This is a genomic window from Streptomyces sp. NPDC040545 (genome assembly GCF_055595065.1).
This window is the reverse complement of sequence record NZ_JBVIWA010000010.1, coordinates 72101-88863: the sequence shown is the minus strand read 5'-3', so window position 1 is coordinate 88863 and position 16763 is coordinate 72101. Positions and strand designations below refer to the sequence as shown.

The window sequence follows — 16763 nt, the reverse complement described above, 5'->3', positions numbered from 1 at the left end:
AGCGCCCGTGAGCCGGGCTCTCAGGTGCTCGGCCCACCCGAACCGCCGTCGCTCCGCAGGAGCTGGGCGTTGATCCAACCCCCCTCGGCAGAGCAGAGGAACGTGACGAGGTTCGCGCAGTCCTGCGGCACACCGAGGCGTCCCAGGGGAGTCGAACGGATCAGGTCCGCCTTCTGCTCCTCGCCCATCCACCCGGTGTCGGTCGGCCCGGGATCGATCGCGTTGCAGGTCACTCCCAGGTGGGCGAGCTCGTGCGCGGCGGCCGTCGTGATCCGGTCCAGCGCACCCTTGCTCGCCCCGTACGGCAGGTTGCCGGCGGTGTGGTCACTGGTCAGGCTGACGATCCGCCCGCTGCCGTGCCGGCCGCGGAACCGCAGCCCGTACTCCCGGATCAGCAGCCAGGCGGCCCGCGCATTGACCGCGAAGTGCAGGTCGAAGCTCTCCACCGTGGTGTCGAGCAGGCTCGAATCGACCGACTCGCAATGGCAGAGCACCAGCGCGGTGACGTTCCCCAGCGCCTGCTCGACGCCGTCGAAGAGCTGCGCCGGCACGGCCGGGTCGCTCAGGTCCGCCTCGACCGCGTGCGCTCTCGCGCCCAAGGAGGTCACCGCGGCCCGCAGCTCCTCGGGCGCACCGGACTCCGCGCCCCAGCTCATCCGCGCGTCGTACGGGGTCCAGTAGGTGAAGGCCACGTCCCACCCGGCCCGGGCCAGGTCCAGCACGACGGACGACGCGATCCCCGCCGAACGCCCCGCCCCCGTGACCAAGGCGAGCGGGCGCCCCGCCTCACCCGTGCCCTGCCGACTCCCCCCGCGCGTCTCACCGGTCATGCCCGTCATCCTGGCGGGCCGCCCCGGACCCGGCACCCGAATTTCGCGGATGCCGCGTCAGCGGTAGTCGTCGGGGTGGCCCTGCATCCAGGTGTTGATCCTGTCGCGGGTGTCGATCAGCAGCGCCTTGTGCTTCTCCAGGTTCGCCGTGCTCCGGTCGCCGCCGAGTTCCCCGTCGAGCTTCGCGATCAGGGCGATCGGCTCGGGGAAGTGGCCCGGGCCCTTCGGATCGGCCTTCATCGCACGGTCCATGCGGTGGAGTTCGTCGTCGAGCCGGCCGAGCACGTACGCGCAGTTGCCCGGAACACACGCGTCGTCGAGCGTCGCCTGGAGTCTTGCGAAGGCGTCCCGGACCTTTTCGGGCCGGTTCTCGGGGGGTATCGGCTCCCCGGTCGGCGAGGGCGCCGACGGGCTCGGGTCCGACGGGCCCAGCGCGCCCCCGTCCGGGGGTGCGGACACGGTGGGCGGCGCGGCCGGCGCCAGGTCGCAGGAGACCGTGAACCCCGCCAGCGCCACCGCGAGAAGCGCCGCACCTACCGCCTTCGAAGCCAACCGCATCGCATACCCCCGTGATCGTCGAGGGCATGACCTTACCGACGCCACGTCGCCGTGCCCATGGTCAGCGCCCGTCGTTCTCGGGACGGCGGGCGAATCCGAGCAGCACGTGGGTGACCCGGAGCAGGAAGACGGCCGCCGCCAGGATCACGCCCGCCACGGCCAGGGTGCGGCGCGTCGACGGGGAGAGGGAGAACGCGAACGCGGGCCCGTACACGACGCCGAAGGCGAGGGCGGCCGCGAAGCAGGCACTGACGAAGGCGTAGCCGATCTCGATGGTGATCGCGTCCCGGTCCGCCTGCGTGCGTCGCTCCATGCATGGAGTGTCACAGCGTGCACTGCCCGTCACAAGCCCCCCCGCGCCGCGCCCGCCCCGACCGGGTCAGATTCCGGCCGTGTCCGTCCACAGCCGGGCCAGTGCCAGGTCGCCCGTCACCCCCGGACCCGCCAGCGGGGTCCGGTTCCAGAGGGCCTCGTACAGCCAGGCCGCCTCGCCGGTCAGTTCGCAGTCGGCCGCCTCGCCCGTGTCGCCCGGCACCGTACGGGCCGGCTCCGCCGACAGGTGTACGGTCCACACCGCGCCCGTGTCGGCGGCCCGCACCCGCACCACCTTGGGCTCGGCGGTCCGCACCCGGCTGCGCGGGCGGGAGTGGAAACCGGTCAGCAGCTCGTCCACCCCGTCCTCCGCGAACTCCGGCTCCACCGCGGAGAAGACCACACCGAGCGCGGCCTCCGCGTCCATCCGGTGCACGGCGGTTTCGTGCGCCTGCCGCCGGGCCCAGAACGCCACCGGCGAGGGCGGGGCCGTCGGCAGGAAGGTCCAGCACTGCACATCGGCCGGTGCCTCGTTCAGGGTCCGTACCAGGTCCGCGTGACCCTCCCGGAACCAGGCCAGCAGCTCGCCGCCGACCAGCTCCGGCGCGTCCGGGAAGCCCACCGGCTCCAGCCGCCGGTCCGCGACGTACGCGGTGGCCCAGCGGTGCACCGAGCCGGTGTGCCGCAGCAGGTCGGTCACGCGCCACCCCGGGCAGGTGGGGACCGCGGATTCCGTACCGGCGCGTTCGGCCACCTCGGCGAGCAGCTCGCCTTCGAGGGCGAGGGTCTTCACATGTTCGGTGATCTCCATACCCTGAGTCCTACCAGCCCGCCCGCGACAATGGAGAGTATGGACGGGGAACTCTTCCCGCGCGAGCGGACCGTGATCGCCCCCGGCGCCGTGCACGTGCCGGACTGGCTCGGGGCGGGGCGCCAGGACGAGTTGCTGGCCGCCTGCCGCGCGTGGGCCCGGCCGCCCGCCGGCCTGCGCACCGTACGCACCCCGGGCGGTGGGGTGATGACCGCCCGCCAGGTGTGCCTCGGCCTGCACTGGTACCCGTACGGGTACGCGCGGACCGCCGTCGACGGCGACGGGGCACCGGTCAAGCCGATGCCGCCCTGGCTCGCCGAGCTGGGGCGGGAGGCGGTGACCGCGGCGTACGGGGACCCGCCGGAGCCAGGGCCCGGGTCCGTGTCCGGTCCCGGGTCCGGTCCAGGGTCCGGGCCGGCTTACGACATCGCGCTGATCAACTTCTACTCCGGCGACTCCCGCATGGGCATGCACCGCGACGCCGAGGAGAGGTCCACCGCGCCGGTGGTCTCGCTCAGCCTCGGAGACACCTGCGTCTTCCGCTTCGGGAACACCGCCTCGCGCGGGCGCCCGTACCGGGACGTCGAGCTGCGCAGCGGGGATCTCTTCGTCTTCGGGGAGGCGAGCCGGCTGGCCTATCACGGGGTGCCGAAGGTCCTGCCGGGCACGGGCCCGCGGGAGCTCGGGCTGACCGGGCGGCTGAACATCACACTCCGGGTCGGCGGACTGGGCTGAGCAGCGGCACCCGGCGCCCTCCGATCATGCGAGGATCGTTGCCATGAACGGCAACGGGGCCCCGCCGCGGGTGGGGGATGTGACCACGTCATCCGCGTCCGGTGCGGCTGCGCGGACCAGGCTGGAACGGGGTCGCGGCGCGCTCGGGCCGGCGCTGGAGCTCGTCCACACCGGCCGTGCCCCGACCCGCGCCGTGCTGACGGCCGAGCTCGGGGTCACCCGCGCCACCGCCGGAGCGGTCGCCGCCGAGCTGGAGGCCCTCGGGCTGATCCGTGTCGACTCCCGCCCGGGCGGAGCCGGAGGGACCGGCGGAGCCCAGGGCCGCCCCTCGCACCGGCTCTCGGTGGCCGAGGACGGCCCGGTGGCGCTGGCCGCCCAGGTGCACTCGGACGGCTTCCGCGCCGCCCTGGTCGGCCTCGGCGGCCGCATCGTGGCCACCGCCCCCGGCAAGGTCACCGTCTCCGCCGATCCGGCGCAGGTGCTCGGCGCGGTCGTGGAGGCGGGCGCGGAACTGCTCGCACAGAGCGGCCGCCGCTGCGTCGGCGCGGGTCTCGCGGTCCCCTCGGCGGTCGCGGAGCCGGACGGTACGGCGCTGAACCCCCTGCACCTGGCCTGGCCGGCCGGCTCTCCCGTACGGGCGATCTTCGCGGAGTGCGTGAAGGCGGCCGGGATCGACGGCCCGGCCCTGACGGGCAACGACGTCAACCTCGCGGCCCTGGCCGAGCACCGGCACGGCGCGGGGCGCAGCGCCCAGCACCTGCTGTGCGTGGCCACCGGGCACCGCGGGGTCGGCGGGGCGCTGGTGCTGGACGGCCGCCTGCACAGCGGCAGTTCGGGCCTGGCCCTGGAGGTCGGCCACCTCACCGTGAACCCCGAGGGACGGGCCTGCCACTGCGGCAGCCGCGGCTGCCTGGACGTGGAGGCGGACCCGCTGGCCTTCCTCACCGCGGCGGGCCGCAGCCCCGGCCCCGAGGTGTCGCTGCTCCAGCAGGCCCGCGACCTGCTGCGCGACGAGCCTGCGGAACCGGCGGTACGGGCGGCCACGGAGGAGCTGATCGACCGGCTCGGGCTCGGCCTCGCGGGCCTGGTGAACATCCTCAACCCGGACCGGATCATCCTGGGCGGGCTGCACCGGGAGCTGCTGCACGCCGACCCGGAACGGCTGCGCGCGGTGGTCGCGGACCGCAGCCTGTGGGGACGCAGCGGCGGGGTACCGATCCTGCCGTGCACCCTGGACCACAACAGCCTGGTCGGCGCGGCGGAGCTGGCGTGGCAGCCGGTGCTCGACGACCCGCTGGGAGCCCTGGCCTAGAGGGTGTCCTGCCGGTCAGGCCGGGACCGTCCGGCCCGGCCGTCATGTCCGGGCCGTTCCTGCCGATCGGGCCGGGGCCCGGGCGGTCGGTCACCCGGGCCGGGCGCCGACCGGCGATGCCACCGGCAGGCCCGTCGCGACGGCCGCCGGATCGACGGCCAGGAGCACCGCGCGCGCGGGTTCCCGTACGGGCGAGGCCTTGAGGGGAGCCGGCCGTACCGGCGTCTCCCTGGCCGGGGCCGCCGTGAGCGAGAACCACACCGCCTTCCCGGGGCCGTCGGGCCGCTCGCGCGCCCCCCAGGCCTCGCTGAGCGCCTCCACCAGGGCGAGCCCGCGTCCGCAGGTCTCCAGCGTCTCCGCCCGCGTCCGGTGGACGACCGGCAGCCGCGGATCGCTGTCGATGACCGAGACCGTCAGTCGCCCGAGACGGAGTTCGATCTCCACGGTGCAGGTCTTGTCCGGCTGCGCATGGCGGTGGACGTTGCTGAGCAGCTCCGTCACACCGAGCGCGGCCCGGTCTATGAGCGGGTCGAGCTCCCAGTGGCGCAGTTGTGCAGAAACGATTCTGCGGATTTGGCCGATCCGCGACGGCAAGGCCTGCAGTTCGACGACGCAGTGCCTGCGGGAATGAGTGATCACGGCTGCGACTCCCCGACATGAGTGTTACGGGTGCTGCACCCTCGGTAATGCTCCACCAGGGTCACCCACGGTGCCGCACAGTGCAACCGAACGCGATCGAAAGGGATTCGCATGGATCCCCAAAGCGAACGTTTGTGCAGGTGGGAGGGGTACATTGCGAAGAAGGGGGGCGAAGTTCACCCACGAAGGAGCGCGGCACATGAGCACCACCGGCACTACCAGAACCACCGGTACCACCGGTACGACTGCCACGACCGTCGACGTCGATCGCAGCGACGCGGACTACCGGGCCTGGCTGAAGGAGGCCGTCCGCAAGGTCCAGGCCGACGCCAACCGCTCCGCCGACACCCATCTGCTGCGCTTCCCGCTCCCTGAGGCGTGGGGCATCGACCTCTACCTCAAGGACGAGTCCACCCACCCGACGGGCTCCCTCAAGCACCGCCTCGCGCGCTCGCTGTTCCTCTACGCGCTCTGCAACGGCTGGGTGCGCCCCGGCCGCCCGGTCATCGAGGCCTCGTCCGGCTCCACCGCCGTCTCCGAGGCGTACTTCGCCAAGCTGATCGGCGTCCCCTTCATCGCCGTCATGCCGCGCACGACCAGCCCGGAGAAGTGCCGCCTCATCGAATTCCACGGCGGCGCATGCCACTTCGTCGACGACCCCATGAAGATGTACGAGGAGTCGGCCGAGCTCGCCGCCCGGACGGGCGGGCACTACATGGACCAGTTCACGTACGCGGAGCGGGCCACCGACTGGCGCGGCAACAACAACATCGCCGAATCGATGTACCAGCAGCTGCGCCTGGAGCGGTACCCCGAGCCCGCCTGGATCGTGGCGACCGCCGGCACCGGCGGCACGTCGGCGACCATAGCGCGCTACGTGCACTACATGCAGCACGACACCCGCATCTGCGTGCCGGACCCGGAGAACTCCTGTTTCTTCGACGGCTGGACCAACAACGACCCGGACGCGAGCAGCGATTGCGGCTCGCGCATCGAGGGCATCGGCCGGCCGCGGATGGAGCCGAGCTTCGTGCCCGGGGCCATCGACCGGATGATGAAGGTCCCGGACGCGGCGAGCGTCGCCGCCTGCCGCGCGCTGGAGACGGCCATAGGGCGCAAGGCGGGCGGCTCGACCGGCACCGGCCTGTGGAGCGCCCTGAAGATCATCTCGGAGATGGTGGCCGAAGGCCGCACGGGCAGCGTCGTCACCCTGCTGTGCGACCCGGGCGACCGCTACCTGGACAAGTACTACTCCGACGAGTGGCTGGCGGCGCAGCGGCTCGACATCGCCCCGTACGCGAAGACCATCGACACGCTGCTGACGACGGGTGTCTGGCGCGAACCGGCCGCCTGACGACCCCCGGGGGCGGGCGCCGCCGTGACGGGCCCGTGACGAAAACGCCCTGGTGGCAGCGGGGTTGCCTGGCTACGCTCGGCGGACTCGGAACACGTACCGCCGGGGGGTGACATGGCGGGCATCGAGGACAGCAGACCCGAACGGGACGCGCGCACACGGGCCCGGACGACCGGTCCGGGTGACCTGCCCGGGGAGGAGAGCCGAGCCGGGCGCGGGGGGATCTCCTCTGGAGTGCCCGAGCTGCCGGCGCTCCGACGAGGTCCGCGCCGTCCCGGCCGTCTCTCTCGGCGGGCAGCGCCGGTTCCATGAGGAGACCGGGGACGGCGACCGGCGCACCGGCGTCCGCGATCGTCCCGCGGCCGGCCGGGTCGCCGCCGAGGACGTCTGGTCCCGTGGCTGGTGCTGCGCACGCCGCGCGGTGGTCCACTTCGCCGACGGGCCGGGGACGACGCTGCAGGAGTTCCGCACGGCCGTCCGGAGCGCGGGCGGCTACGGAGAACTGGCCGAGGTCCACCGCGTGTCGGGGGCGGCGGTGGCCCCGGTCACTGACCGGCCCCGCGCCGGGCGGTGAGCCGCCGGTCGAGGGCTCGGACCGCGGTGCGGAAGGAGCGGCCCAGGCCCGGACGGGCGGCGGCCAGGCCGAGGCGGAACGGGGTCGGCCCGTCGGCCGCGAAGGTCCAGCGGACATGCGTGCCGGTACCGGCCGGGGTCAGCCGCCACTCCTCCAACAGGGCCCGCACCCCGGGGACGTTGGTGGTGTCGACCCGGTACGCGTAGCGCCGCTCGGGATCCGCGGCCATGATGGTCTCCTGGAAGCGCACCCCGCCCCGCAGCTTGATCTCGCGGCCCGCGCCCCCGTACGTGGGGCGGGCCAGTGTCACCGCCCCGAACCAGTCGGTCCAGCCCTCCACTTCCTCGGCCAGCGCCTGGTACACGGCCTCGGGCGGCGCCACGGTGTCGGTGGCGAGGACCAGCCGGACCGGCGCGTGGTCGATGAAGTCGATCCCCACCGGTCGGAGTCGGCGAGCCATGGGCGGTACCCCCTGGGGTGAGGTGCTGAACAGGCGTGCGCGCCACCATAGCCCCGTCCCCGTGAGAAGTCCGTAGCGATCCCGACCGATCCGGACCGATCTCGAGTGAACCCGCCCGGCCCTGTCCGCCCCTGTTCGGACCTCGTCCGGACCTCGTCCGATCTCTGCCGATCCCCGCGCGGGACCTGGGCAGCGGGTCCGCCGCGCGGGATGCTGGATCCGCGCCGATCCCGCCCCGCGAGCGGAGGCCGCTGTGCCCGACCGCCCCCAGCCCGACCCCTCCCCGCCCGACACCCCCCTCGCCCTCGAACTCCTGGTCCACGGAGTCGCCGGCGCCGCCCCCGGCGAGCTGCTCGGCGACCCGCGCACCGTCCGGGTCACCGGCGACTCCACCGCCGCCGTCTTCCGCCGCACCGAGGACGCCGACGCCGAGGCCCACCCCGAGCGGTACGCCGGGCGGCCCGTCCCCGAGGCCTACTGCTGGTCCCGGCTCACCTCCGGCAACAGCGCCCGCGCCCTGTGGCTGCTGCTCCTGCCCTTCATGGTGGCCAACCTCGCCCACTGGGCCCGGCCGGCCACGCCCGCCACCGACCCCGCGCCGCGCGCCGTCCGCACGTACGGGGTCCTCGTACGGGTCCTCGCCCTCAGCCTGACCGTGCTGCTCATCGCCGCCGCCTGCGAGGTCGCGCTCGACCTCCTCGCCTGGCAGTGCGCGGGCTCCGGGACCTGCGCCGGCTCCCGATTCCGCTCCTGGCTGGGCTTCCTCGCGCCCGGAGGAGGCTGGTGGGCCCAGCCCGGGCGGCGCCTCGCCCTCGGGGCCCTGGTCCCCGCCGCGCTGACCGGGCTGCTCTGGTACCTGTCGAACCGCACCTGGAGCGCCTACGAGTCCCAGCCCCCGCCCGCCGGCGCCGCCGATCCGGACACCGCGTCGGCCCCCGTGCCCGCGCTCGGGCGCCCCGGATTCTGGTACGGCCGCCGGCTCGTGGCCCGGCTGCGCGCCGCGCACACCGCCGCCGGGCTGCTCACCGTGGCGGTGGCCGTCTCCGTGCCGACCGCCCGCCACGACCGCCGGGCCGGCGCACCCGTCCTCGCGGCCCTCGGCACGCTCACACACGTCCTGCTCGCCGCCGGGGCCGTCACCGTGGCCTGGGTCGTCTGCCGGCGCGGCCGCACCGAGGACCGGGCCGACCACCGGCTCGACCGGGCCGCCGTCACCCTGCTGCCCGGCGCCGCCCTCGCCCTGCTCGCCGCCGTCCTCGTACACGCCTGCTGGTCGCGCCCGGGCTGGACCGCCACCGGACGGCTCCCCGGGGACCTGGCCTTCGGCGTGCTCATGCTGGGTCAGGGGGTCTGCGTGCTCGCCCTCGCCGCCGTCGCCCGCCACCTGTACCGCAGGGCCCCCGATCCGGCGACGGCCCTGTACGGCCTCGGCGGGCCCGCCGTCGCCATGCTCGGCTGCGCGCTCGGCGGGGTGATGTCCGGCGGCGTCGCGCAGCGCGTCGCCGACTGGCTGGACGGGGGAGCCACGCCCGGCACGCCGGGCGCCCCGCTGGCCGGGCCGCCGGTCCTGCTGTCCTGGCAGGCCGCCGTACTGCCCCCGCTGCTCCTCGTACTGGCGCTGCTCGCGGGCTGGTTCGCGGTGCTCGGAGCCCGGGCGCGGGGCCGGCTCGCCGCCGCCGTGGCCGCCGAGTACCCGGGGGAGGGACCGGACCTCGCCCGCAGCCGCCGGATCGCCGGGGCGCGGACCGCGGCCGCGCTGACCGACTCCGCGCCCTGGTTCGTGGCGGCCGTCTCCGGGATCACCCTGGTACTGGGCGCGGGCGCGCTGGCCGGGGCCTGGTTCAGCGGAAAGGTCCCGGGCGAGGCCGCCCGGGGGACCGTCCCGCTGCTGGAAGCCACCGCCCGCACCGCCCAGGACGCCGGGTCCTGGCTCATCGGCCTGGGCATCGCCGCCTTCATCACCTGGGGCCGCCGCGCCTACCGGGACCCCGCCGCCCGCCGGACCATAGGGATCCTGTGGGACGTCGGCACCTTCTGGCCGCGCGCCGCCCACCCCTTCGCTCCGCCCTGCTACGCCGAGCGGGCCGTACCGGACCTGACCTGGCGGATGGCCGGCTGGACCGGCCGCACCGGCGGCCGTCTGGTCATCTCCGGCCACTCCCAGGGCAGCGTGCTCGCCGCGGCAGCCGTCTGGCAACTGCCGCCGCCCGCCCGCCGCCGGGTCGCCCTGCTCACCTACGGATCCCCGCTCGGCCGCCTCTACGGCCGCTGGTTCCCCGCATACTTCGGCCCGGCGCCGCTGACCGCCCTGCACCGCGAGGTCGACTGCTGGCGCAACCTCTGGCGGGCCACCGACCCTATCGGCGGGCCGGCGCTGCCGGGCGCGGAGCCGGACGTGGACCGCGGCCCGCTCGCCGACCCGCTCGCCTACGGGCGCAGCGCCCGCCATCCGCTGCCCGCCCCGATCCTGGGCCACTCCGACTACCAGGCCGATCCGGCCTTCGCCGCCGAACGTGATGCCCTGCTCGCCCGGTTGGCCGCCGCCGCACGCGCCGAGGTACCGGCTCAGCGGGTCGTGGTCAGCAAGGAGTGGGCTGGACCGGCAGCGCCGGCAGATCCGGCAGTGCCGGCAGATCCGCCGGGAAGAGCAGGGTGAGCTCGTCCGTGCTGGGCTCCGCGAGCTGGGCCACCCGGCCCGCGTGCCGCTCCACCATCGACTCGAAGGTCTGGCGGGCCGTACGTCCGTTGCCGAAGGCCGGGCCCTTGGGCAGTTCCGTGAAGTACGTCAGCAACGCCTGTGACGTGCCGTCCCCGAGCCGGTACTCGTGCTCCTCCGCCTGCTGTTCCACGATCCGCAGCAGTTCCCCGGGCCCGTAGTCGCCGAAGGTGATGGTCCGGGAGAACCGCGAGGCCACGCCCGGATTCACCGTCAGGAAGCGCTCCATCTCCGCCGTGTACCCGGCGACGATCACGACCACCGCGTCCCGGTGGTCCTCCATCAGCTTCACCAGCGTGTCGATCGCCTCGCGCCCGAAGTCCCGGCCCGAGTCCTCCGGCGCCAGCGCGTACGCCTCGTCGATGAACAGCACCCCGCCGCGCGCCCGGTCGAAGGCCTCCTGCGTACGGATCGCCGTGGAGCCGATGTGCTCGCCGACCAGGTCCACCCGGGACACCTCGACCAGGTGCCCGCGCTCCAGCACCCCGAGCGAGGCCAGGATCTCCCCGTACAGCCGGGCGACCGTGGTCTTGCCGGTGCCGGGGGAGCCGGTGAAGACGAGGTGCCGGCGCACCGAGGCGGCCTTCAGGCCCGCCTGCTGCCGCCGACGGCCCACCTCGATCATGTCGGTGAGCGCCCGCACCTCGCGTTTGACGCTGTCCAGGCCCACCAGCGCGTCGAGCCGGCCCAGCATCTCGCCGGAATCCCGCGCGGCGGCGGCCGGGCCGTCCTCCGCCCCGTCGGTGGGCCGCGGTACGGAAGGCGGCGTCTGCGCCGGCTGCGCCACGGGGCTCCGCTTCCCGGTGGTCGTACGGATACCCGCACGCGCCCCGGCGGGCGCGCCGCCGGGGGCGGCCCGGTCCGCGAGACGGGCGCCCGACTCGTCGCCGGTGCACTCCTCGGCGGTCGGCCCGTCCTCGGGGACCTCGTAGCCCCCGCGGGCGCAGCGCTCGGTGTGGCAGCGCGTCAGCGTGGTGCGGCAGCCGTCCATGACGTGGAAGCCGAAGCCGGAACTGCCCGTCACCCGGCAGGCCGTGAAGGTGCCCCGGCCACCGGCCGACACGTAGAAACCGGCCTCGGCGGGGGAGGTGACCGTGCACCGCTCCAGCGTGGGGTCGGCGCCCTTGGTGACGATCACACCGGTCTGCACGGCGTCGATGGTGCAGCCGGAGAGCGTGCCGCCGCTGCCGTGGTCGCGGAACCAGGCCCCGGTCGACGCCTCGCGGATCCGGCAGTCGTCGAGCTGCGCCGTGGCTCCGTCACTCACGGACACGGCGGTGTTGCGCACCTGGGACAGATCGCTGTCGACCACGTCGACGCGCGATCCGCGGTCCAGCACGAACAGCGCGTCCGGCACGTCGTGCACCCGGCAGGAGTCGAGGGAGACGGTGGCCCCGTCACTGATCCACACCGCCGGATAGTCACCCGTACTGTCGTGGATCTCGCAGGACTCGGCGTCCACCCGGGTGCCCGGGTCCCACACGGACAGGCCGTTGCGGCCGAACCGGCGCACGGTGGTGCGGCTGAGGGTGAGCACCGAACGGCACCGCAGATCGACCGCGTTCTCCGGGATGTCGTGGATGTCGCAGCCGGTCAGGGTGAGCACCGCGTCGGTGTCGAGCGTGACCCCGTCGGCCGAGGTGCGGTGCACCGAGCAGTCGGTGAGCCGGGCCGTGGCGCGCGCGGCGATCTGCACCCCGGCGCCCTTGACCTCGTACACCTCGCAGCCCAACGCCTCCAGCCCCGAGCCCTCGCCGGTGACCCCGATGCCCGCGCCCGTGGCGTGGTGGATCCTGCAGCGCTCCAGCCGGGGCCGGCCGCCGCCGCGCACCGAGACGCCGTTCTGCCCGGCGGACACGACCTCGCACTCCTCGAACACCCCGCCACCACCGTCCAGTACGGCGATGCCGACGCCGGCCGGATTCTCCACCGTGCAGCGCCGCACCAGGGGGCGGGCTCCGGAGCCGCGTACCTCGATGCCGGCGGCGGAGTGGGTGCTCACCCGCAGATCGGTGAGCTCGGGGCAGCCTTCCTCCACCAGCAGCGCGGGCGCCGCCCGGTCCTGGCCCTCCAGATACAGGTCCTGGACCACGGCCGAGGCGCGCACGGTCAGCGCGACCCCGTCGAGCGGGGCGATCCGCACCGACCCCGCCCCGGCCTCGGGCCCGCGCAGGGTGACGGCATGGTCCAGCACCAGGTTCTCGCGGTAGGTGCCGGGGGCGATGGTCAGCACGTCCCCGTCGCCCGCCACGGCGAGCGCGGCGGTCAGCGTCGGATACTCACCGGAGCGGCGCCGCCACCGCGAAGTCCCGCCGTGCGTCACCTGGACCGTGCCCTGAACCATGGTGCTGTCGTGCCCCCACCCTCGTACTCGCGCTGCCGATACGACCGATGCCACTGAAGTCTGACGTCACCGCAGCCACCGAAGTCACTGGAGCGACCGATCCGGCCGCTCCACCGTAGCGCGCGCGGAGCCGATGAGCTGCCAGGTCAGCTGCCCGCGCCCGCTCGGCCCCAGTCCGGTCCCGCCGCCGCCCAGGCCCGGTCCAGACGTATGTACCGCCGATGCATGAGCCGCCGTACGACCAGCCGCCGGACCGTCTCCACCAGCGTGGCCACGCAGATCGCGGCGGCCAGTCCCGCCATCCCCGCGTGGAACACGGCCGCGGACGGGTCGAGCGGCTGCCCCACCAGCCGGCCGCGCGCGTCGGTCCAGATCCGGAACCGCTCGCCGGGCCGCGGCGGTTCCTCCGCGGCCGGCACCGTGCCCTGATGGCTGCTGCCGTCCGGCGCGGTCCACGAGGCCACGATCTGTGTCCGGTGCGGGGCCGTCCGCTGCGCCGACGTGTCGGCCGAGGCGCTCGCCGAAGCGCTCGCGCCCGCGGCCGCCGCCGACTCCGGGGCGGGCTGCAGGACCACCGCCGGGACGAGATGACGCTCCTGCCGCTGCTCGTGCGCGGCCTGCTGAAGGGTACCGTCCACCTGCAGGCCCGCGACCCAGCCGATGGCCGGAGCCACCACCAGGACGCACACCAGCGCGGCGAACGCCACCCACGCCTCGAAAAGATCGGTCGGCCGGCGCAGCGGATTGCGCCGCCAACGCCACACTCCCATTGCTGTCCGCACGGTCCGGCTCCCCCAACCTGTGCCAGTCTCCGCCTGTCTGCGCCTCTGTCCTGACTGATCCAACGGCTTGGTCGTGCCAGTTGGTTCCAGCGCGGGCGCGGAGCCCCTCGAAGGTGTCAATCCGGGCGGCCGGTCGCCGGTCCGCGACCACCCACCCGCGCCTCATGTCCCACCTGCCCCAGGACGCCACCGGACGCGTCACTCGAGGACACGCACCTCGTCGCCGACGCGCACCGTACCCAGCCGCACCGGTACCAGGAGCCGCCCGAACGCGAGCGATTTGCCGATCCGCCGGTGCCTGGCCAGGGTCTTCAGCGGCTCCTTGCCCCGCTGCGCCGTCTCCTGGTCGGTGGTGGTGACGACACACCGGCCGCATTCGCGCGCACCGCGGAAGACGGCATCGCCGATCGCGATGCGGAGCCAGCCGCCCTCCGCCCACGCCTCGGCCCCGGAAACCACCACATTGGGGCGGAAACGGTTCATCGGCAGGGGGCCTTCCTCAGGATGGTCCCCCTGTGCGATCAGCGAGTTGAGCGCGTCCAGCGAGGCGAGCGTGGCGATCAGCAGCGGATAGCCGTCGGCGAGGCTCACCATCTCGCCCGGCAGGGCGTAGTCCGGATCCACGGGACGGCGTACCGCCGGATCATCCATGTGCACCAGCCGTACCGGCTCCCCGAGGTACGCGCTGAACCAGTCGGCCGCGGTGGTCGCCGCGGTCACGGTCTCGACCTTCTTCCCGAACAGCATCGCCGGCTCCAGCGGACCCGGCTCGGGCACCTCCACGAACAGCTCCGCCATACCCGGCGCCGTCACCGCGATCCGGCCGCCGCCCGCGGGACGGGCCGTGGCGAGGGCGAGGCGTGGATGGCGGCGTTGGGTGATGACCGTGCCCTCGGGATCGATCAGCGCCCAGCGCCGGTCCCCGGACAGACCCCAGGGCTCCACGGCCACCTCGTCGGGAGCGGTCCCCGCTACCGATTTGACGGGATGGATGTGGAGCGCCTGGACGTGCAAGTTCGACATGAGGGCATCCTGCCAGCCCTTCCGCTGCCCCGCGTCTCAGAGCCCCCTCAGTAGCCGCGTCCCTGGTAGGGGCGGCCGTACGGGTCCTCGTACGAGGCGGCCGGCACCGGTGCGGGCACCTGCATCGGACGCGGCGCGGCCGGTCGCATCGCCTCGTACCCGGTGGCCATGGCGACCGGACGGGGCTGCTGCGGCTGGGGCTGCGGCACGTATCCGCCGCGGGCCGCCATCGGCTGCTGCTGCGGGATGTACGGGGCCGGGGCCTGCTGCAGCGGCATCGGCTGCGGGGCCGACTGCTGCTGGTACGGGTATCCGTACCCCGAGGTCTGTTGCTGCTGGGGCTGAGCCGGCGGCAGCGCCGGCATCGACGATGCGAGAGCCGGCAGGTACCCGCCGCTCGAGTATCCGGCACTCGGGGACTCGTAGGCGGCCGGGACGCGGATCGGGGCGATCTGCGGGGTGCCGCGTTCGGCGACGAGGGAGTCGTAGATGGGGGTGTCCGGGAAGGAGGGCGCGGAGTAGTAACCGCCGCCATAAGTGGAGCGGGGGGAGGTCATGGGACCTAAGTTAAGCCCACGACTTCACCGGGTCCATAGCGAGGTGTCGTCAACCCCGCGCTGACCTGCATATTCGCAGGTCAGGGCATCACCTTTCACTTGACGTTCACGTGCACGATTCATCACTTCCGCCCCATCTTGTTCGTACTCGTACTCACCGGTCGGGTGTTGCACCGACTTCGTGCTGACGCAGTGTCACAACGCGGTGACCTCGGATGACTCTGTTCCGGGCGGCAGTTCGCCGTTTCAGGATTCACTGGGACGGGCATAGGTCCGGCCCTTCCAGGACGCCCCGCGGCCCCGGTAGTGCTGCACGGCCGAGTCGACGGTCATCAGGAGGTACAGCAGCGCGGTGAACGGAAGCAGCGGAGCGAGTGCGGCGGGCTGGCGGTAGTACCGGAGCATCGGCAGGTAGGTGCCGGTCATCAGCAGCCAGGCGAGGCCGCCCGCCCAGGCGATGTCCGGACGCCCGGCCGCGATCCCCGTCGACAGGGTGGCGGGGGGCACGAGGTAGACGAGCACCAGCCCGGCCACCGTCCCGGCCAGCAGGAGGGGCTGGTGGCGCAGTTGCGCGTAGGCGCTGCGCGAGACCATTCGCCACAGGTCCGCGAGCACGGGGTACGGGCGCACGCTGTCCACCCGCTCCGCGAGTCCCAGCCAGATCCGGCCGCCGGAGCGCTGCACCGCGCGGGCGAGGGACACGTCGTCGATGACCGCCTGGCGGATGGAGTCGGGGACCCCGGCCTGCACGGCGGCCGTGGTGCGCAGCAGTACGCAGCCGCCGGCGGCCGCCGCGGTCCGGGTGGAGGGCCGGTTGATCCGGCGGAAGGGGTAGAGCTGGGCGAAGAAGTACACGAAGGCCGGTACGACGAGGCGCTCCCAGAGGCCGACCACCCGCAGGCGGGCCATCTGGGAGACGAGGTCGAGGTCCGCGGAGGTGGCGGCGGCGACCAATTCGCGCAGACTGTCGGGTTCATGTGCGATGTCGGCGTCGGTGAGGAGGAGGAAGTCGGGCTCGGTGGCGTGCGCGGTGCGGGCGATCCCGATGCCGTGCCGGAGCGCCCAGAGCTTGCCGGTCCAGCCGGGTGCGGGGTCGCCGGGGGAGGCGACGGTGAGGGGGAGTCCGGGGTGTTCGCGGGCGAGCCGGCGCGCGAGCTCGCCCGTGCCGTCGGTGCTGCCGTCGTCGACGAGGATCACCTCGGCCTCGCCGGGATAGTCCTGGGCGATCAGTGAGGGCAGGCTCCGTGGCAGCACCTCGGCCTCGTCCCGGGCCGGGACGACGATCGCGACGGACGGCCAGCGGGCGGGGGCCGTACGCGGCGGGAGGCGGACGTCGGTCCGCCAGAACATGCCCTGGGCGAGGGTGAGCCAGAGCCAGGCGGCGAGGGAGGCGTAGGCCGCGCAGGCGGCGGTGAGGAGGCCCATGCCGGCAGTGTGCCGGGCCGGGGCGTACGTGTCCCGTACCCGGCCCCTCCGGGTGCGGCGGCTTCGCGGCGCGTGTGCGGTGGCCTCCTGGCCCGGCTGCGATGGCCTCCTGGCCGGGGTGCGTGGGCCTTCCGGCCCGGGGTGGCCTCCCGGCCTCGGTGCGGCGGATTCCCGGCCTGCGTGTGACGGCCCTTCGGCCGGAGTGCGGCCTTCCGGACCGGATGTGACGGCTTTGCCGTCCTCCCGCTACCGGGCCCCGGCTCGCCTTTCGCGTACCCGGGCGCCCCAGGTGCGCCGGCCTTTCGGGCAGGGTGTGACGGCTCGCTGTCTC

The 16763-nt window shown here is 74.1% G+C and carries 16 protein-coding genes; 5 read left to right on the top strand and 11 right to left on the bottom strand.

The window, feature by feature from the left end; translation table 11 throughout:
• Window positions 1–20: 20 nt before the first annotated feature.
• From ACZ573_RS20470 to ACZ573_RS20455, 4 genes are all read right to left on the bottom strand, one after another.
• A complete protein-coding gene (locus ACZ573_RS20470; RefSeq protein WP_471306033.1) occupies window positions 21–830 on the bottom strand; it encodes an SDR family oxidoreductase in 810 nt (269 codons plus the stop codon).
• Between the two features lie 57 nt (window positions 831–887).
• Window positions 888–1388: a hypothetical protein gene (locus ACZ573_RS20465; RefSeq protein WP_471306030.1), complete on the bottom strand. Its 501-nt coding sequence runs from the start codon at window positions 1386–1388 to the stop codon at window positions 888–890.
• Window positions 1389–1449: 61 nt separating this feature from the next.
• Window positions 1450–1701 carry a DUF6332 family protein gene (locus tag ACZ573_RS20460; RefSeq protein WP_471306025.1) on the bottom strand — a complete coding sequence of 84 codons (252 nt, stop codon included), beginning with the start codon at window positions 1699–1701 and terminating at the stop codon, window positions 1450–1452.
• A gap of 66 nt (window positions 1702–1767) precedes the next feature.
• Window positions 1768–2511 (bottom strand): maleylpyruvate isomerase family mycothiol-dependent enzyme, encoded by a 744-nt coding sequence (locus ACZ573_RS20455; RefSeq protein ID WP_471306022.1) that lies wholly within the window; start codon window positions 2509–2511, stop codon window positions 1768–1770.
• Between the two features lie 39 nt (window positions 2512–2550).
• On the opposite strand from ACZ573_RS20455, the gene ACZ573_RS20450 reads away from it, so the two are divergent.
• Both ACZ573_RS20450 and ACZ573_RS20445 read left to right on the top strand, forming a co-directional pair.
• Window positions 2551–3246, top strand: coding sequence for an alpha-ketoglutarate-dependent dioxygenase AlkB family protein (locus ACZ573_RS20450; protein WP_471306020.1), 696 nt, complete (start codon window positions 2551–2553; stop codon window positions 3244–3246).
• 43 nt (window positions 3247–3289) lie between these two features.
• Window positions 3290–4558, top strand: a complete 1269-nt coding sequence (locus tag ACZ573_RS20445) for an ROK family protein (RefSeq protein ID WP_301372977.1) — start codon at window positions 3290–3292, stop codon at window positions 4556–4558.
• 90 nt (window positions 4559–4648) lie between these two features.
• Here ACZ573_RS20445 and ACZ573_RS20440 read toward each other — a convergent pair whose 3' ends face one another.
• A complete protein-coding gene (locus ACZ573_RS20440) occupies window positions 4649–5197 on the bottom strand; it encodes an ATP-binding protein (protein WP_471306016.1) in 549 nt (182 codons plus the stop codon).
• A gap of 199 nt (window positions 5198–5396) precedes the next feature.
• On the opposite strand from ACZ573_RS20440, the gene ACZ573_RS20435 reads away from it, so the two are divergent.
• Together ACZ573_RS20435 and ACZ573_RS20430 are read left to right on the top strand one after the other, a co-directional pair.
• On the top strand, window positions 5397–6551 hold the full coding sequence (locus tag ACZ573_RS20435; RefSeq protein WP_471306013.1) for a PLP-dependent cysteine synthase family protein: 1155 nt from the start codon (window positions 5397–5399) through the stop codon (window positions 6549–6551).
• Window positions 6552–6732: 181 nt separating this feature from the next.
• Complete coding sequence (locus tag ACZ573_RS20430; protein WP_471306010.1) at window positions 6733–7125, top strand: hypothetical protein; 393 nt, start codon at window positions 6733–6735, stop codon at window positions 7123–7125.
• Here ACZ573_RS20430 and ACZ573_RS20425 read toward each other — a convergent pair.
• Window positions 7097–7585, bottom strand: a complete 489-nt coding sequence (locus tag ACZ573_RS20425) for an SRPBCC family protein (protein WP_471306007.1) — start codon at window positions 7583–7585, stop codon at window positions 7097–7099. The genes ACZ573_RS20430 and ACZ573_RS20425 overlap by 29 nt on opposite strands.
• A 253-nt stretch (window positions 7586–7838) precedes the next feature.
• Here ACZ573_RS20425 and ACZ573_RS20420 point away from each other — a divergent pair, with 253 nt between their 5' ends.
• Window positions 7839–10241: a hypothetical protein gene (locus tag ACZ573_RS20420; protein WP_471306005.1), complete on the top strand. Its 2403-nt coding sequence runs from the start codon at window positions 7839–7841 to the stop codon at window positions 10239–10241.
• Here ACZ573_RS20420 and ACZ573_RS20415 read toward each other — a convergent pair.
• From ACZ573_RS20415 to ACZ573_RS20395, 5 genes are all read right to left on the bottom strand, one after another.
• Window positions 10165–12645 (bottom strand): right-handed parallel beta-helix repeat-containing protein, encoded by a 2481-nt coding sequence (locus tag ACZ573_RS20415; RefSeq protein ID WP_471306002.1) that lies wholly within the window; start codon window positions 12643–12645, stop codon window positions 10165–10167. The two genes, ACZ573_RS20420 and ACZ573_RS20415, sit on opposite strands and share 77 nt — an antisense overlap.
• 146 nt (window positions 12646–12791) lie before the next feature.
• Window positions 12792–13427, bottom strand: a complete 636-nt coding sequence (locus tag ACZ573_RS20410; RefSeq protein ID WP_471305998.1) for an Rv1733c family protein — start codon at window positions 13425–13427, stop codon at window positions 12792–12794.
• 198 nt (window positions 13428–13625) lie between these two features.
• Window positions 13626–14450, bottom strand: a complete 825-nt coding sequence (locus ACZ573_RS20405; protein WP_471305995.1) for an MOSC domain-containing protein — start codon at window positions 14448–14450, stop codon at window positions 13626–13628.
• A gap of 47 nt (window positions 14451–14497) precedes the next feature.
• Entirely contained in the window at window positions 14498–15007 is a 510-nt protein-coding gene (locus tag ACZ573_RS20400) for a DUF6643 family protein (protein WP_471305993.1), read from the bottom strand.
• A 246-nt stretch (window positions 15008–15253) separates the two neighbouring features.
• Window positions 15254–16432, bottom strand: coding sequence for a glycosyltransferase (locus ACZ573_RS20395; protein WP_471305990.1), 1179 nt, complete (start codon window positions 16430–16432; stop codon window positions 15254–15256).
• Window positions 16433–16763 lie beyond the last annotated feature (331 nt).

Coding starts and splice junctions, on each gene's coding strand:
- ACZ573_RS20470 (WP_471306033.1), bottom strand. CDS start 830: ATGACCGGTGAGACGCGCGGGGGGAGTCGGCAGGGCACGGGTGAGGCG.
- ACZ573_RS20465 (WP_471306030.1), bottom strand. CDS start 1,388: ATGCGGTTGGCTTCGAAGGCGGTAGGTGCGGCGCTTCTCGCGGTGGCG.
- ACZ573_RS20460 (WP_471306025.1), bottom strand. CDS start 1,701: ATGGAGCGACGCACGCAGGCGGACCGGGACGCGATCACCATCGAGATC.
- ACZ573_RS20455 (WP_471306022.1), bottom strand. CDS start 2,511: ATGGAGATCACCGAACATGTGAAGACCCTCGCCCTCGAAGGCGAGCTG.
- ACZ573_RS20450 (WP_471306020.1), top strand. CDS start 2,551: ATGGACGGGGAACTCTTCCCGCGCGAGCGGACCGTGATCGCCCCCGGC.
- ACZ573_RS20445 (WP_301372977.1), top strand. CDS start 3,290: ATGAACGGCAACGGGGCCCCGCCGCGGGTGGGGGATGTGACCACGTCA.
- ACZ573_RS20435 (WP_471306013.1), top strand. CDS start 5,397: ATGAGCACCACCGGCACTACCAGAACCACCGGTACCACCGGTACGACT.
- ACZ573_RS20425 (WP_471306007.1), bottom strand. CDS start 7,585: ATGGCTCGCCGACTCCGACCGGTGGGGATCGACTTCATCGACCACGCG.
- ACZ573_RS20415 (WP_471306002.1), bottom strand. CDS start 12,645: ATGGTTCAGGGCACGGTCCAGGTGACGCACGGCGGGACTTCGCGGTGG.
- ACZ573_RS20405 (WP_471305995.1), bottom strand. CDS start 14,450: ATGTCGAACTTGCACGTCCAGGCGCTCCACATCCATCCCGTCAAATCG.
- ACZ573_RS20400 (WP_471305993.1), bottom strand. CDS start 15,007: ATGACCTCCCCCCGCTCCACTTATGGCGGCGGTTACTACTCCGCGCCC.
- ACZ573_RS20395 (WP_471305990.1), bottom strand. CDS start 16,432: ATGGGCCTCCTCACCGCCGCCTGCGCGGCCTACGCCTCCCTCGCCGCC.